The organism is Rhizobium sp. CB3171 (genome assembly GCF_029714265.1).
In the GTDB taxonomy this organism is placed as follows: Bacteria; Pseudomonadota; Alphaproteobacteria; order Rhizobiales; family Rhizobiaceae; genus Rhizobium.
On the sequence record NZ_CP121654.1, the window covers coordinates 21,608 to 37,501 of the forward strand.

At 58.1% G+C, this 15,894-nt stretch carries 13 protein-coding genes and 1 pseudogene; 11 read left to right on the forward strand and 3 right to left on the reverse strand.

Annotation, left to right across the window (positions count from 1 at the left end; translation table 11 throughout):
* Positions 1-44 precede the first annotated feature (44 nt).
* The 3 genes from QA648_RS32185 (at position 45) to QA648_RS32195 (ending at position 2,775) form a co-directional block, all read left to right on the forward strand.
* Positions 45-344 (forward strand): DUF1330 domain-containing protein, encoded by a 300-nt coding sequence (locus tag QA648_RS32185; protein WP_283054736.1) that lies wholly within the window; start codon positions 45-47, stop codon positions 342-344.
* Positions 345-520: 176 nt separating this feature from the next.
* A complete protein-coding gene (locus QA648_RS32190) occupies positions 521-1,447 on the forward strand; it encodes a helix-turn-helix domain-containing protein (protein WP_283054548.1) in 927 nt (308 codons plus the stop codon).
* A gap of 92 nt (positions 1,448-1,539) precedes the next feature.
* Positions 1,540-2,775, forward strand: coding sequence for an acyl-CoA dehydrogenase family protein (locus QA648_RS32195; protein WP_283054549.1), 1,236 nt, complete (start codon positions 1,540-1,542; stop codon positions 2,773-2,775).
* Positions 2,776-2,829: 54 nt separating this feature from the next.
* On the opposite strand, the gene QA648_RS32200 is transcribed toward QA648_RS32195, so the two are convergent.
* Complete coding sequence (locus tag QA648_RS32200; protein ID WP_283054550.1) at positions 2,830-3,585, reverse strand: DNA/RNA nuclease SfsA; 756 nt, start codon at positions 3,583-3,585, stop codon at positions 2,830-2,832.
* 387 nt (positions 3,586-3,972) lie between these two features.
* Here QA648_RS32200 and QA648_RS32205 point away from each other — a divergent pair.
* Positions 3,973-5,046, forward strand: a pseudogene (locus QA648_RS32205) (RHE_PE00001 family protein); the annotation flags it as partial.
* 167 nt (positions 5,047-5,213) lie between these two features.
* A complete protein-coding gene (locus QA648_RS32210; protein WP_283054551.1) occupies positions 5,214-6,590 on the forward strand; it encodes a hypothetical protein in 1,377 nt (458 codons plus the stop codon).
* On the opposite strand, the gene QA648_RS32215 is transcribed toward QA648_RS32210, so the two are convergent.
* Positions 6,587-7,279, reverse strand: a complete 693-nt coding sequence (locus tag QA648_RS32215; RefSeq protein ID WP_283054552.1) for a hypothetical protein — start codon at positions 7,277-7,279, stop codon at positions 6,587-6,589. The genes QA648_RS32210 and QA648_RS32215 overlap by 4 nt on opposite strands.
* Positions 7,276-8,880 (reverse strand): adenylosuccinate synthetase, encoded by a 1,605-nt coding sequence (locus QA648_RS32220; protein WP_283054553.1) that lies wholly within the window; start codon positions 8,878-8,880, stop codon positions 7,276-7,278. Before QA648_RS32220 ends, QA648_RS32215 begins: the two co-directional genes overlap by 4 nt.
* A 74-nt stretch (positions 8,881-8,954) precedes the next feature.
* On the opposite strand from QA648_RS32220, the gene QA648_RS32225 reads away from it, so the two are divergent.
* The 6 genes from QA648_RS32225 (at position 8,955) to QA648_RS32250 (ending at position 15,892) form a co-directional block, all read left to right on the forward strand.
* On the forward strand, positions 8,955-9,524 hold the full coding sequence (locus QA648_RS32225) for a hypothetical protein (RefSeq protein ID WP_283054554.1): 570 nt from the start codon (positions 8,955-8,957) through the stop codon (positions 9,522-9,524).
* 107 nt (positions 9,525-9,631) lie between these two features.
* Positions 9,632-10,252 (forward strand): type IV toxin-antitoxin system AbiEi family antitoxin domain-containing protein, encoded by a 621-nt coding sequence (locus QA648_RS32230; RefSeq protein WP_283054555.1) that lies wholly within the window; start codon positions 9,632-9,634, stop codon positions 10,250-10,252.
* A complete protein-coding gene (locus QA648_RS32235; protein WP_283054556.1) occupies positions 10,242-11,162 on the forward strand; it encodes a nucleotidyl transferase AbiEii/AbiGii toxin family protein in 921 nt (306 codons plus the stop codon). Before QA648_RS32230 ends, QA648_RS32235 begins: the two co-directional genes overlap by 11 nt.
* A gap of 38 nt (positions 11,163-11,200) precedes the next feature.
* Positions 11,201-12,544 (forward strand): SIR2 family protein, encoded by a 1,344-nt coding sequence (locus tag QA648_RS32240; protein ID WP_283054557.1) that lies wholly within the window; start codon positions 11,201-11,203, stop codon positions 12,542-12,544.
* 7 nt (positions 12,545-12,551) lie between these two features.
* A complete protein-coding gene (locus QA648_RS32245) occupies positions 12,552-14,663 on the forward strand; it encodes a DUF87 domain-containing protein (RefSeq protein ID WP_283054558.1) in 2,112 nt (703 codons plus the stop codon).
* Positions 14,660-15,892, forward strand: a complete 1,233-nt coding sequence (locus QA648_RS32250; RefSeq protein ID WP_283054559.1) for an exonuclease SbcCD subunit D — start codon at positions 14,660-14,662, stop codon at positions 15,890-15,892. Before QA648_RS32245 ends, QA648_RS32250 begins: the two co-directional genes overlap by 4 nt.
* Positions 15,893-15,894: the final 2 nt, after the last annotated feature.

Consider the following 15,894-nt stretch of genomic DNA (forward strand, 5'->3'; position numbering starts at 1 on the left):
ATCATCAATATAATGACAAGGCGGGAACGATGGTTGCCTACTACATGATATGGAATCGTAACGCCGTGAACTTGGAAGGGTTGGGAGATTATGCGGAGGCGGCGGCTCCTTCCGTGGAATTCTACGGCGGTAGGTTCGCATTCCTTTGCGGACAGCTCGAGCGCGCAGATACTGAAAATCTTGAACGGCAGGTCGTCGCCATCGAGTTTCCGACCATGGCCATTGCGCGGGAATGGTACGACTCCTCGCGATACGAGGCGGCGAAAGGTCTTGTTTCCATGTTGCAGGACTTCGATGCCATCTTTCTCGATAGCGTCGGCGATGAGAGATCCTTCGAGCACTGAGGTAGACGGTATGCGGTTTATCCCGGCCGGGCATCTCTCGGCCAATGTCAGGACATTCGGCGACCATATCACCTGCAATCCGGCCTGGTTGGAGGTCAACCTGTTCGACGAACCCAATTTGACGACCCTGCCGCGGTTGGGTAGCGTTTCGCCTGCGATCGATGGGGTGACACTGCATGCAGAGCTGGACGACGGTCGGAACCATTGCAAAGGATCCATTTGTATCCTGGCGGGACAGTCTTGCCACGGCGTTCGTGCGCCTGGATCCCTTGCGTGTCAATCAGTCGCCTTTCGTCGGACGCATAGTCCAGGCGCGAAGCAACACCACTATCCTGTCTCGCGTCGACGCATCTGCTCATGGTGTCAGTCGTCGAAGGGAACACATCGGCAGCACTGCGCAGGAAATAGCCTTCGTCAACCTGCAGATCTCCGGACGTGGCCTCACATGCCAGCATGATAGGGAAATCGTTACTCTGCCCGGCGACATCGCCATAGCCGATACGCTTTATCCCTTCGATATCGTCCACCGGACCGGCTTTTCTCTCTACTCCATCGCGGTTGCTCGTCGGAGCCTACCTGACGCGCTATTGAATTCGGGCGTGTTGCGGCTGTCGAAGAACGAAACGAGCAGGGAAATCGGCGGTTTGATCCAGGCATACGCTCGGCTTCTTCTGTCGGATGGCGGCGATCTCGCCGGCCGACCGCTCCTCGCGGGACATATTCTCGAGCTGCTGAGTATCGGCACCGAGCGGGCAAGCGACGATCAGCGACGTGGCCCGCTGCGGCTGGACCTCATCCTCGACTACGCCCGACAGCATCACGGCGACCCAAACTTGTCGGCGGAGAAGGCGGCTCGTGTGTTCGGCGTCTCGCCGCGCTACATCCACCGCCTGCTTGCGCCAACTGGTCAGCCCTTTGCGGAGCATCTTAAGGAAATTCGCCTCGACGCCTCGGCAAGGCTCCTGGGCGCGCGACCCGACGAGCCGATTACAGCAATCGCGCTGGCCTGCGGCTTCTCGGACATCTCGTATTTCAGCCGCGCCTTCAGGCAGCGCTTCGCAGAAAGCCCGACCGAGTACCGGCGACGGATACTGATCCACTGAGTTCTCTCCCGGTCAAGTTCGGTTCCTTCCCGTCCAAGCCACGCACTCCAGTCACCACTAAGATCGGTCCCTTGATTGAGGAGGGAACGATCATGGATTTTGCGCTGTCGAGGGAGCAGAAGGCATTGCAGGCAAACGCGCGCAGGTTCGCGTCAACGACACTGTCGCAAGTCGGCAATCTAATCCGAGATCTGCCGACGCCCGAGGCGCGCTTCCACGCGACGAGACCGATCTACGAGGAGCTCGTCGCGCAAGGATTCCTGCGGCGGCTTATCCCCCAGCCGTTTGGAGGCGAGGGCACCGGGGTCGTCGACATGGCGGTTGTCGCCGAGGAATTCCATGCGGCTGATGTCAACGTTTCTCTGACGATGTTCGCCAATCTCCTTGGGCTGACCCCCATCTTCATGGCCGGAACACCGGACCAGCAGCAGAAATGGATTGGTCCGTTTCTTGAAACCAGGGGCGCTCCGCTCGCCGCTTTGGCCAACAGCGAACCGGGTGGCAGTGCCAACTTCGATGCGGCGAAACCGGGTGAGGGAACCAGGACCTCGGCGCGGCTGGACGGCGAGGACTGGGTGATCAACGGCCGCAAGCAATGGGTTTCGAGTGCCACGGGATGGGACGGTAAGGGGGCCGACGTGCTCGCCGTCGTCTGCCGCACGGGCGATGATGCGCCTCCGGAGCAAGGGATCTCTGTGATCTGCGTCAACCGACCGGGGACCGGCTTGGTGACCGAGCGCAACGCCAACTCCATGGGACATCGCGGCCATCTGACCCCTCGATTCCGGCTCGAGGACGTTCGGGTTCCCAAGAGCAATCTCGTCGGGTCGCTGGGTGGAGGCCGCGATCTTGTCGGCGCGAGCTTCATCGCAACGGCAGCGCTTGTCGGAGTCATGTCCACCGGGGTCATGCGTGCCGCCTTCGACTGCGCCCTGCGCTTTGCCAAAGCCGAACGTCGTGGCGGGGCCGTTGCCATCGTTGAGCATCAGGCTGTGGGATTTGCACTGGCGGATGCCAAGGCGGTGCTGGAGGCGGCGCGTGCTCTGAGCTGGCGAGCTTGCTGGGCCGCCGATGCACAGATCGAGGGTGCGGCGGAGCTCGCGCTCTATTCCAAAGTCTGGTGCTCGGAAGCGGCCGTCCATATGATCACCAACCTCATGCGCGTCGTCGGGATTGACAGCTACGACGACGAGCTGCCGCTGTATGGCTATCTCCAGGATGCGGTCGCCTTCCCGCTGTTCGATGGAGGCAACATGGGTGTTCGCCGCCGGCAGTTGCATGGAATCCTGCGCGATGACCGCTATTCATCGCTTGCAACGTTCGGGTGATTGAAGTGGGCGGATCGGTGAGCCGGTCCGTCAACCAGTCCGCAGTCGCCGCCGTCAGGCAAAATCGGCCGTGATTTCGAAGTGTCGGGCCAGACGGACACCGGATGGCGTGAGTTCAAAGTTAACCTGCCAGATCTCGACGCCACGCGCCACGGAGGCAGCAACGACCCCGCGAACCGTGCCGCTGTTCTTGGTTTGGGCAGGCCGGGTAAATCTCGGATTGTCGTAGATGAAGCATACCAGCAGGATGGCTTTGTTGTGAGGACCAAGACTGTCGGACAGCTCGCCGATATGCCGGAGGAAGCGGTTTGGGCCGAGCGCGTCCGCAGCCTTCTTCTTCACGATATGCGGACCCGCTGGAAGCTGGATCTCGCTGAGCGGCGTCTTTACCTCAATGTAGGTGCCGCCAATCCGGAAATCGAGCTTGGAATTGCCGAGGACCTGCTCGCGCAGGATCGTATCGCCGCCGTCGATGACGTTTGCCAGCATGCCGCCCCGAAAGGCGTTCTCCGCATAGCGGTTGACGAGGTTCTGATTGATGCCGACCCAGGTCTTGTTTTCGGTACCGGGAGGATCGAGCGAAATCGCTTCGACCGTATAGGGAGTCTTGCGGGCCGCGCCCTGGCTCTTGGACAGCAGGCAAGGGATGGCATCGAAGATTATGTTTCCGATACTTCCTGTCACGGGACAATGACACTCATAGGCGATGTCGCCGATCTCGACGACAAAGATGAAGCGGTTTTTCCGTTTGACGATGATCCCTTCGATCAGTTCGGGTGAAAACGCGTAAACCTGCTTCTCGACGTCCATATGCCTGCCTTCAGTACGCTGTCCCGACCACGGCCGACGACCGCGGAGTTTTTGCCAGTCTCTCGCACATGTTCATGACAGGCAATGTCAGCATTCTGCACGACATGGGCTAGCGAAGCCCCCACAATGGACGGACCTCGCAGCTACGGGCGTCGAGGTTCGGGAAGCTGGCTAGATCGGCCGGACAGGCAAATCACCCGTTCATCGCGATCTCCCCTGGCGGCGGTTCGCATAAAGTCCCAAGGGCAGCTGCGTGCTAGTAATACAATCGCTTGGGAAAGCGTAATGTCGATTGAAATCTTTAGCTGAAAATTGTGATGGCTTTTCCAGTTAACCCTCAGCTGTGGAGGAGAATTGGCCATTTGAAATCGTAAGGTAAAACCCACAGCCGGTGTCGGCCTCACGCGTCTCGACGAGCGGATCGCCCGCTCCTCGGTCGGTGCGGGCTTCCTAGAACGCACGCAATTCGCCGACGCCTGTGCCTCACTGTGGATTGACGGCGAACTGGTGCATCTCGAAGACCTCGTCCTCCATGACGCCACCCGCGACATTCGCACTCCCACCCATGAACTCACCATGGCCCGCGACGCGTTGCGTACCCGTCGGCGCATCGCCGCACAGTTGCCAGATTGGGCCTTGTCCGCAGAAGGTATTCGAACCTTGCGACAGACGTCGGACATCAATCCGGTCCGGGCTGAGGCGGCGGAGCCGGTCGGTGTCATTCGGCCCGCGGCGTCGATCGATCCGGAAGGGGAGGGGAAAGACATCGACGAAGCCGAAGGGCTTCCCGGCGTCGATTATGCTGCCATCGATGCGGCACTGGCCCGCTCGGAGGCGGCGATCGAGCAGGCGAAGCGGCCCGGGCGTGTTGATACTCGCGAACGAGACCCTCTCGTCTATGATCTGGATTGGGACGAGGATGCCCGGCTAGACGAGTGGCGCGGCGTCTTGCGCCAGGCCGAAAATCTGCCGGCGGTGCTGCAGGCGATCGTCGCCCTCGATGCCTGGAACGAACTTTTGGTCCTGCAGCATGCGCACTGGCTCGGTCGGCTGTTGGTTGCTTCCATCCTGCGCCAGGCCGGCGTCACCACTGGCGCGCATCTTGTAGCCATCAACCTTGGCCTGAAAACCATTCCCGTCGATCGGCGCCGGCATCGCGATCGCGACACCCGGCTGCTGGCCGTCGCGCACGGACTTTTGGCGGCCGCCGAGATCGGCATGAAGGAACATGACCGCCTGGCGCTGGCGCGTGCCTTGTTCGAGCGAAAGCTGGAGGGACGGCGGACGTCGTCAAAGCTGCCCGAGTTGGTTGAGCTGGTCATGGCAAAGCCGTTGGTGTCGGCCGGGATGGTGGCCAAAACGCTCCAAGTGACGCCGCAGGCGGCGCGGCGGATCGTTTTGGAGCTCGGCCTCAGAGAGATGACGGGCAGGGGGAGGTTTCGGGCGTGGGGAATTGTTTAGCCGCGCAACCGATCAGCTGATCGGCGTCCTGATCGATGGCGGCAGTCGCCGTCGGCGTCGACCCGCAAGACGTGGAGGTAATTGTGAGAAATGAAGGCCGGAACACTGTTATTTGACGCCACTTTTGGTTAAGAGCGGCCCGACCGAAGAGAGAAGAGGGCTTTGCGATGGTGCTGCACAAAGACGAGATTCTGAACGCGCTTGCGGCAACGGCGAACGTGGCCCAGTTTGTTGGGTTTCGACCGAACGGAAAAGGCGCTCTTACACAAAGTTATAGTCGCGTCTCCGGCTTCGAGGCTAACCATCGATTTTTGAGTGCACGAGAGGCGGTTGATGCGCTTTTGGAGCATAGCTCTGATAAGATGGTCAACGTTAGGAGTTATGAACCGAGCAGTCCCCGAAGCAGAGAGTTCGTTTACGGCCTAAAAGACGTACAAGAGGTTCTGGCGGTTCTTGAGCGATTAGCCGCTCTGGAGCTTCATCTCATCGTGAACGAAACAATCGATATACACGATGGCGGCGTGTCGGGAGTCGTCCAGGGACAGGTTGTCGAGTTCGCTCCCGACGACACGCCGCGTTGCGTGGAAAAGCCGGGGATTGCGTCTCTGCCGATCTCGATCGCTTCGCAGGTGTTGAAAACTGTATATGGTTTTGCGCCTGATCTCAATTTTCCTGACAACGCTAGAGCCGAGTTCAGCCTTCACCCGAAGCCACGGGGTTATAATCAGAAGCACACCATTTTATGGGAATACGAGGTTACTGACGCGGGCTTTCTCCCTGCCGCTTTCAGCTGGCCAAACAATTTTAGCCGGCATCTAGGTGACAAGACTTTCGGCCTGATGATTGCTTCCGCATTAGGGATGCCCGTGCCAAAAACTACAGTCATTGGTCGACGAACGGCTCCATTTACGTTTGGCCAAGAAACCGGTTCTCATGAGGTATGGACCCGTACTTCGCCTACAGACCCCCAACCGGGGTTATATACTACCGTTAAAGGCTGGCAGGATCCCTTTATGCTGCTCGCGAAGGAAGACCCGGAAGGTTCAAACATTCGGTCTGTTTTGTGCCAAGCGGCTGTCAGAGCGAGGTTTTCGGGCGCCGCGTTAGCTGGTCCGAGGGGTAAAGTCATCGTTGAGGGCCGCAGAGGGGAAGGCGACCAGTTCATGCTTGGGCTGCAGTTGCCTGAGACTTTGCCATCGTTTGTGCTGGATGCCGTTCAAGCTACATATTCAGCATTATCTAACCGGTTAGGACCCGTGAGATTTGAATGGGTGCATGATGGTGATATCGTCTGGATTGTCCAACTGCATTGTGGTGCGACCTCTACCGAGGCCGACGTGATCGTCCCCGGCGACGCTTCTATATGGATTGAATTCGACGTTGCGGCGGGAATCGAGCAATTGAGAGGCCTGCTTGGACGGCTCGTCGAAGGACAGGGTATTATTGTTACCGGCGAAGTCGGCCTCACAAGCCATATCGCGGATCTCCTGCGAAAGGCAAAGTATCCCGCGAGGAGAAAAACCGTTACACAACGAGAGGACTAAGGCCGGTCAGCGTCAGTCGCGCGGGCGCTGCGCCAAATCTCCCCAAGAACTTTGTCCCCCTCCACCTTGTGAACTGCGAGGACATGGTCGACCAGATCAGGCACTGAATGGTCGACGACAAGCTCGACAACGTTATTTTCTTTTGATCGCGACTTCGATCGATCATGGTACGGGAACTCAGAGACCCGTTGAAACGTCCCGTTGCCTCGGGGCTGTGGTTTAAAGAGAGTTGAACCACTATTGATTGGGCTGAGCCAAATACGATCTCGGTGTGCAGCGACCACTCGCGCAGTATCAATAGTCAGAACTGTCTGTGGGGCACCGCGATAGGCTTTAGCCTTTAAGAGCCGCCAAATACGTGCAGCAGAGAGCCAAAAAAAGCTCCGCGAGTTCAGAATTTCGTACCAATCTTTTGGAGTTAGGCCGTCTTTGAGGCAACGTTGAAGCAAGTGATCCTGCATTGGTTTTTGATCGCGGATGACGGCGCCAAGCAAATTTTTCGATTTCAGCGGTACGGACTCTGGCCTGCGCTGAGACTCGAGTGCGTACCGTTCGCCCCCAGTAATCTTGTAAAGATCCAACAGAGCTGTCGCGCTCAAAAGACCATGCTGCTGAATCGCCGGCCAAGCCCCATCATGGGCCATATGATATAGCCGCGGGTACAACGAGATGAGTTCTTCTTCAGTCATTTCCATTCTCTTACGTCTATAAGCCCCGTCACTCCAAAATCCTTCGAGATCAAGGACACGGGCACACCACAAACTCGCTCGACATCTCTGATAAAACGTTGCGCTTTCTCAGATAGGTTATTGAAAGTTTTCGCCGATCGGTTTTCGACGCCAAGATAGTCAACGAAGGTGAGAGCTATGTCAGTTGCGCCATTGACGTAGGCGGACATCCTGATTTTTTCCCAGTCGATTTCGGCGATTCTCCGGGTCTTGCCGGACACGCTACCTTTCTCCGTTTTGTCGATCTCGTTAAGCGGCACGCCCGAAATCTTGGCGATTTCGCTAAGTGTCATCTCCACGCCCATCGGCCCGGAGGGACCGCCTACGCGAATAGGATAAGTGCGTGCTACGAGGACAGATCGGCGTACCCGATTGTACGGTACACCAGCATCTGAGAGGCAACCTGCGACTGAGGTTTCTCTCGAAGTGACGTGCGGGTAGCTTCCATGATGAATACTTAACTCGGTGCCCTGCGTGCCCTCCAACATGATGCGTTGCCCTCCTGCAAGGGCATGTTCGATCTCGACGCGAACGCTTTTCCGGTAGGGTCTGAGCTCTTCAATATCGCGTGCGAGTCTGACCTGCGGACCCCATTCAAGGTTAGCGCCACGGCCAAGAACCTTCCGCGCAGTTGCGGAGCCGACACCCTGCTTAGTAGAGGAGATCTTCTCAAGAAGCTTCTCTTCAATGTCGATGTCACCCTGTTCAATGATCATCGCCTGAGGGTCGATGGAAAGCCTCCCCTCAGTCTTTAACCATGGATGATCATTTATTTCCTTGAGAAGAGTTGGCAGCGAAATAGTCGAGCCCGCTGCGAGAAATATTCGCGCATTTTGGTTTGAGCCAGTCCCCGACGGGAGTTGGCGATATGTGTAAGCTGGGTCTGCAACCTTATGTCCAGCGTTTGGCCCGCCTACACGCACGAGAACATCGTATTCTGTTGCCAGCAAGGCGCAGATATTGCCTTTGCCCTCGCTTCCCCATTGTCCCCCGACGAAGACGTCAACATATCCGGTATAGGCTGAGCTCGCTTTCAGACGGCCAGCGGTCGCATAAGTCACGCAGGAAGATGAATCCGAACTCCCTGTGTCGACGACCACATTCGCGATTGCCCGCAGCGCATCAACAGAAGCCTCGGTTGGGTGTTCGCAGGCTTCGGCATAAGTCTCGAATTCCCTTATATCTCTTGAACGCGAAAGATAACGCGTTTCGAGAACCTCGTAGGGAGCTGTGAGATGAAAGTGATGGACGCGATCAGCGCCAAAGCGCTCTCTCAGGCTATCAACCTGCCCTACAATGCGGGCTGAGTCCACAAGCAGGTATTCCTGCGTCGTCATAGGAAGCGCGTCTTCGACGGCATCGGCGATCCACCTGCCGTTTGTGTCGGCGTCCAGTTCTGCTCCAGCTTTCTGAAGTGCTGCCCTATCGTCAGCAACGCCCTTAACCTTCATGATATAATTACGCGTGGAAACTTTATCTGCTGGGTAGCGTTTTTTGAAGGCATCGGAGAAAGAGGTTTTTCCAACGGCAATTGGGCCTGAAAGAACTATTATCGCTTTCAACTCTTGCTCCTCGACTCAGAGTGAATGATTATCACCATAGGTAGCAGCGTTGATGTGATTCGCAAGGGGACGTCATGAATCCGAACATCGCTATCAAAGTAAAATCGGGCCCTAGTATCATGCTCGCCAGCGGTAACTGGTTCGATTTGTTAGATCCATGGAACAGCACTTTTACAATTGTTGATATCGCACAGGGTCTTTCGAATATTTGTCGCTACGCGGGTCAATGTAAGAAGTTCTATTCTGTCGCTGAGCATTCTCTCTACGTCAGCGAAGCAGTTGAAAACTACAAGCTTGAAGCTCTCCTACATGACGCAGCTGAGGCGTTCCTCGGGGACATTACCCGACCTCTGAAGCAATTGTTGCCCCAATACAAAGAAATCGAGTCGAATGTCGAGTCTGCTATTTTTAGCCGCTTTCATCTTGACTTGAATGCCAGGGCTGAGATTAAGCGAGCAGACCTCAGAGTTCTGGCGGCGGAGCAAGCACAGGTAATGCCCGAAGGGACAGATTATTGGGCACGGCCGTCGAACATCAGGCCTGCAGATATCGAAGTTAGGTTCCTGTCGCCCGTAGCAAGCCGTGAACGCTTTTTATCGAAATTCTTGGAGCTAACCGGCGCTCCACCAATGCTCCAGTTCTAGATAGCGAAATTTACGAGCCTGAAGACGATGTTCAAACTTTTCACGCACGTCGTCGCGTGATAAAACCTCTGCTTTAATCTGCAAGGGCATAGGAAACGTCACGAGCCATGTCATCCAAAAGCGACCAGCGGCTCCGTGCACTGAAACTCCTAGAAGCCCGGGGCATGCTCCGGCTGAAGGAGTTCGTTGCCGAAGGCATCGGCCCGGAGACGCTTGCGCGCCTTGTCCGGGAGGAGGCGGTCATCCGCCCGGCACGTGGCCTCTATCAACTCCCCGACGCACACGTCGAGGCTGCTCATACGCTGGCTGAGGCGGCGGTTCTGGTTCCGAAGGGTGTGGTCTGCCTAACCTCAGCCCTCCAATACCACGAACTGACGCTGCAGATGCCGTCGGCTGTATGGATGGCGATCGACCGTGCCGCCTGGCGGCCCAAGATCGATTATCCCCCTATTCGGTTCGTGCGCTTCACTGGGTCGGCACTGACCGAAGGGGTCGAGCGTCACCGCATCGAGAATGTCGACGTTCCCATCACGGATCCGGCGAGGACAATTGTCGATTGCTTTCGCTACCGGACGAAGATCGGCCTCGACGTCGCGATGGAGGGACTGCGCGAGGGTCTCCGCCGTCGCCGATGCAAACCGGATCAAATCTGGCGTTACGCGCGTAAGGCGCGGGTCTGGTCGATCATGCGTCCTTACGTCGAGGCAATGGTGTCTGATGCCGCGTGAGCCTCGCAACATCGGCGCATCAGTGCGAGCGCGGCTCCTCGATCGAGCACGTGCCGAGCGATCGGATTTCCAGATTCTCCTGACGCGATATGCGCTCGAGCGTCTGCTCTACCGGCTAAGCGCGTCGCCGCACCGCGACCGCTTCATCCTCAAAGGTGCGATGCTCTTCGTGACCTGGGTCGCCGATCCGTTTCGGCCTACACGCGATCTGGACCTGCTTGGCCACGGCGACGGCGATGCCGGGGCGATTGCCGAAACCTTCCGGGCCATTTGCGCGCAGCCGGTCACCGATGACGGTGTTAGGTTTGATGTTGCCGCGCTGATCGCGGCTCCGATCCGTGAGGAGGTGGAATATGGTGGCGTGCGGGTTCGCACAACCGCAACTATCGCCGGGGCGCGTATTCCGATCCAGGTCGACATTGGTTTCGGCGACGCCATTACACCCGCGGCCGTCGAGATCGACTATCCCACCCTGCTGGACGCCCCAACGCCGCGCCTTCGCGCATATCCGGTCGAAACTGTGGTGGCTGAGAAATTCGAAGCGCTCGTAACGCTCGGCGTGGCCAATAGCCGGCTCAAGGACTTCTATGATCTCTGGGTGATTTCCCGAACATTCGGGCTTCGCCAGGCCGCTCTTGTCGAGGCCGTCCAGCGTACTTTCGAACGACGCGGAACGGCTCTTCCATCCGATATTCCAGTTGGCCTGACCGACGAATTCGCGGAGGCATGGGCCGCTCGATGGCGCGCCTTTCTCGGCCGCGATCGGATGGTCGCCGCACCTGATGCTTTCGCCGTTACCATCGCCGATCTTCGCGTCTTCCTGATACCGCTGGTCGTCGGATTGAAGGAAGAACGAGTCTGGCCGCCGAGCGGGCCCTGGTCGCCGGGAGCAGCAATCGATGAGGCATAACGGGACGACAAATTACATCGTGCCGAGTGGCGCAATTGATGAAGAAAAGGGCCGCGATCGCGGTCTCGGGGGGAAGTATGGATACGAAACACTTTTATCGCGTGGGCAGCCATATAGGCGCCTGGGACGATCTGCCGACAGACCCCGATGAACTGGACTCCTTGATCAATAGTGCTCGAAAGCACATCGAGCCATGGCTCTCCGCTGTTTTCCAAGCCGAGCACCTCAATCTGCTGCTTGGCAGCGGGTTCACCACCGCGGTCGGTTACATCGCGGGCGTAGGGGCCACCGGAATGGCCAAGGTTACATTTGGCACTACGTATGACGTCGCCATCGATGCGCACGCCCAGGCCGGAGCGACGGCCATGAAAAGAGGTGCGGCAAACATCGAAGATCAGTTTCGAAGTGCTCTTGCTCTGCTTGACGGCCTCGGAGTCATCGACAAGGCGGCAGAGCGAACCCTCAAGGACGGCATTGATGCTCAGATGTCCGGCTTTCTCACTTCATTATTGAAGACGGAAAGCGGGATTGTCGTCGGAAAGAATCCGGCGTCGAAGGATGCTGCCCAAGGAGCTCTGCAATCATTCCTGTTGAGTTTTGCGAGCCGCGCTGCGTCTCGCGAGCGCTTGCACGTCTTCACAACCAACTACGACCGCCTAATCGAACATGGTTGCGACTTTGCGGGTCTTCGGATCATCGACAGATTCGTCGGCGCGCTGAATCCGGTCTTTCGGGCATCGCGCGTTGAAGTTGACGTCCACTATAATCCACCCGGCATCCGAGGAGAGCCCCGGTTCATGGAGGGCGTCATTCGCCTGACCAAGCTCCACGGCTCACTGGACTGGTTTTTCGATAAGGACGAACGGCGGATCTATCGCAAGGGCATCCCATTCGGAGCGCCTGCGGATCATACCGACATTCCCAAAAAGCCCGTCGATACGGTGATGATCTATCCCAATCCCGCGAAGGACGTCGAAACAACCCAATATCCTTATGCAGAGCTCTTTCGCGATTTCGCAGCCGCGGTCTGTCGACCCAACGCGGTTGTCGTGACCTACGGCTATGGCTTCGGTGACGATCATGTGAATCGAGTGCTGCTCGATATGCTCACCATCCCGTCAACCCATTTGGTGATCATGGCCTATGAGGCTGATGATCGCCTCAAAGCCTTCATTGAAAAGACGCGAGATGCACAGGTCTCGCTGTTGATCGGTTCGCATTTTGCAGATCTTGAAACATTGGTCGCGAACTACCTGCCAAAGCCGGCGCTCGATTACATATCCGGCCGAATGACGGAACTGTTGAAGCATCGTCCGGGCGATCCTAAAGCCAGCGATCCACCTGCGGCGGCACCTCCAGCGTCCTCAACCGGTGCGGTATGAGGCGATCATGACGACTCCAATCGAACGTTTGTCGGGTCTTGTCGTCGGTGTCGTCGAGTCGATCGCGCCTGACGAAATTAGGGTGCTTCTTGAGCTGGACGCTCCGCACTCCACGGCGTTGAACGCCGGAGTGCCGGCCGGGTTTCCGCGCCTCAATGGGTACGTGCTCATACCCAATGAAGCCGGTGCGACGGTTGCCTACATCACCTGGATTGGGATCGAGCGCTCGCCTTATCCAAAGCGCGCTGGCCTCAAAGATTTCGGCCTGATCGATCTGCCATTTCCGTTGCGGAAAATGTCGCTATCTCCGGTCGGGACGCTGACATCCCGGCGCGATCGTACTTCGGGAGCGACCGTATACGAACTCTCCCGTGGCGTTGTCGCATTTCCGTCGGTAGGAGACCAGGTTCTCATTCCGGCGCCCTCCCAGGTCGAAGCCATCGTAGGCGCGAGGGACGGCGATAAGAGAGTCAGAATAGGCTCCTCTCCGATGGCATCGAACGCGGCCATCATGGTCGACCCTGACAAGCTTTTCGGCCGGCACCTGGCGGTATTGGGAAACACCGGCAGCGGTAAATCATGCACGGTAGCGGGCCTGATTCGATGGTCCATGGAGGCCGCAGAGAAGGCCATCAAGGATGCCGGCAAGACGGGTGTGCCCAACGCGCGGTTTATCATCCTCGATCCAAATGGCGAATACGCCAGGGCCTTCGCTGATCGCGGAGACGAGCTGCGGTTGTTTCGCGTTCCACCCGTTGCAGATGGAGAGCGGCCGCTCGATGTCCCTGCGTGGCTCTGGAGTGGGCACGAGTGGACCGCGGTCGCTCACGCCCAACCAGGGGCGCAACGCCCGTTGCTTATGCAGGGGCTGCGGGAGCTAAAGGCCGGTCAAACGGAGGGAGTGCCCAGAGAGGCGATGATCCGCCGCTACCTCGGTTCCTATTCGATCCGGATATCGGCGATGTTGAACACCGGCACGCAGGCCTTCGCGGGGGCTCCGAGACCGAGATTCGAGTGCGCGCGGTTCCTTGAAACGATCGCGTCAGATTGTTCGCAGTTTGGCGGGGAGGCCCTCGATACAGCTAGCGGCGCTCTTGCCGCGATTTCCACCACGATCACAGGGATTATCGATAGCCGACGATTTGGAAATTTCTTCAACGATTTTGCGATTTCCGACCTGGAAACGATCCGCAGCGCACTGGATACATTGGCTCAGACGCTGCCGGATATCGGTCACGCAGCCCTCAGCAGTGAGGACGCTCCACAGTTCTTTGACGTAAACATTCTCGCCGAACATCTTGACCGGGTGGCAACCGAGCAGGGAGGTAACCTCGCAGGGTTTATCTCCACGCTCGGACTTCGGATTCGCGGAATGCTCGCCGATCAGCGGCTCGGCGCCGTAATTGGTCGCGACCCGCCAACTTCCTTCGAAACCTGGCTGAAAGATTATGTCGGCGACGATGGCGCGAGTAACGGCCAGATCGCGGTCGTCGATCTGTCTCTCGTCCCATCCGAAATCGTCCACATTGTTGTGTCCGTTTTGGCGCGGCTGATCTTCGAATCGCTTCAGAGATACCGCCGCGGCCATCCGAAGGGCCAGACCTTGCCGACAGTCCTCGTTCTTGAGGAAGCGCATACATTCGTTCGGCGCGGCAAGGAAGATGACGGCCCTGCCTCATCTCCGACCCAGCTCTGCCGCGAAGTGTTCGAGCGTATAGCCCGCGAGGGGCGCAAGTTCGGGCTCGGGCTCGTCCTTTCGTCGCAGCGACCATCAGAGCTTTCTCCAACGGTTCTCGCCCAATGCAACACGTTTCTGCTGCACCGTATCGTCAATGATGCGGACCAGAATCTCGTCGCACGCCTCGTCCCCGACAATGTCGGTGGACTCTTACGTGAGCTGCCGAGTTTGCCTTCCAGGCAGGCCGTTCTCCTCGGTTGGGCAGCGCCGATCCCGGTTCTGGTGGAGGTGGACGAATTGCCTGATGCACAGAGGCCGCAATCGGCAGATCCGGATTTCTGGAACGTTTGGACGCTGGCCGAAGAGCGGAACGTCGATTGGGACTCAATTTCGAAAGCATGGTCGGGCTCTGCTCCGGTGCAACTGCCGGAGGAAGAATGATCCGTATTCTGCACACGGCTGATTGGCATATCGGTCAAACTTTACGCGGGTTCTCGCGGGAGCACGAGCACCGTAAAGTGTTTGAGCGGCTTGAAGAGATTGTCGTGGAGCGAGATGTCGACGCCCTCGTTATCGCCGGCGACGTGTTTGACAGCCAAAATCCCTCCGGGGAAGCGCAACAGCTCTTCTACAATACGCTCGTGCGGCTGAGCCGCGCACATCCGCGCATGGCTATGGTGATCGCTGCCGGCAACCATGATGCCGCTGGTCGGTTGGAAGCGCCGCGGCCCTTGTTGGAGGCATTCAACATCCGCGTCGTAGGCAATGTTCGGCGGCGTGAAGGGCGGGTCGAGGCCACACGCCATCTCGTTCCTATCGCTGACGCAAGCGGTGCGGTGGCCGCTCATGTGCTTGCAGTTTCCTATCCAACCGCAGCGTGCCTTCCGAATTTGACGCGGCTGGATGGTGAAGTAGGCTCGCCCGTCATTGCCGGCGTGCGAAGCCTCTATGCCGAATTGGTCGATACGTTACGGGGGCCGATGGATGGTCTACCGTTCGTCCTAACGGGACACCTCCATGTCGCGGGCGGAATCGAGTCGGAAGGCGCGGAGCGCCGAATTCTGGTCGGTGGTCACCATGCCGTGCCGTATGACGTGTTCCCGGCCGAAGCGAGCTACGTGGCGCTTGGCCACTTGCATAAGGCTCAGGCTATCGGTCGTGATACTGTCCGCTACTCAGGTTCATTGATCCCTTTGTCGGCGACGGAGCTGCCCTACACGCATGGGGTCACTCTTGTGAGCCTCGACGGTACAACGGTTCTATCCGAACATATCTCGATTGATCGGCCAGTTCCCTTCGTCCGCCTTCCTGAGGCGGGCGATATGCGTTTGAATGAACTCGGCGATCATCTGACAGCAATGGACCTCACATCGGATCCACCGATTCATGAACGGCCATTCGTCCAAGTCAGACTGGCCCGCGAAGGGCTATCGCCTGGGTTCAGAGAGGAAGTCGACCGCATCGCCGAGAGCTTTCCGGTGCGCATCGTCGATACTCGGGTCGCGGCAATCCCCGGGGTATCAAATGACGTGACCCTCGCCGATCCTATGATCCGGCTAGCGGAAAGAGATCCCGAGGATCTGTTCAAGCTTGCATTCGAACGCACCTTCGGGGTGGCCCCGGATGCCGCTCATCTGGATGTTTTCCACCGGGCACGGGCGGAGGCATAGCC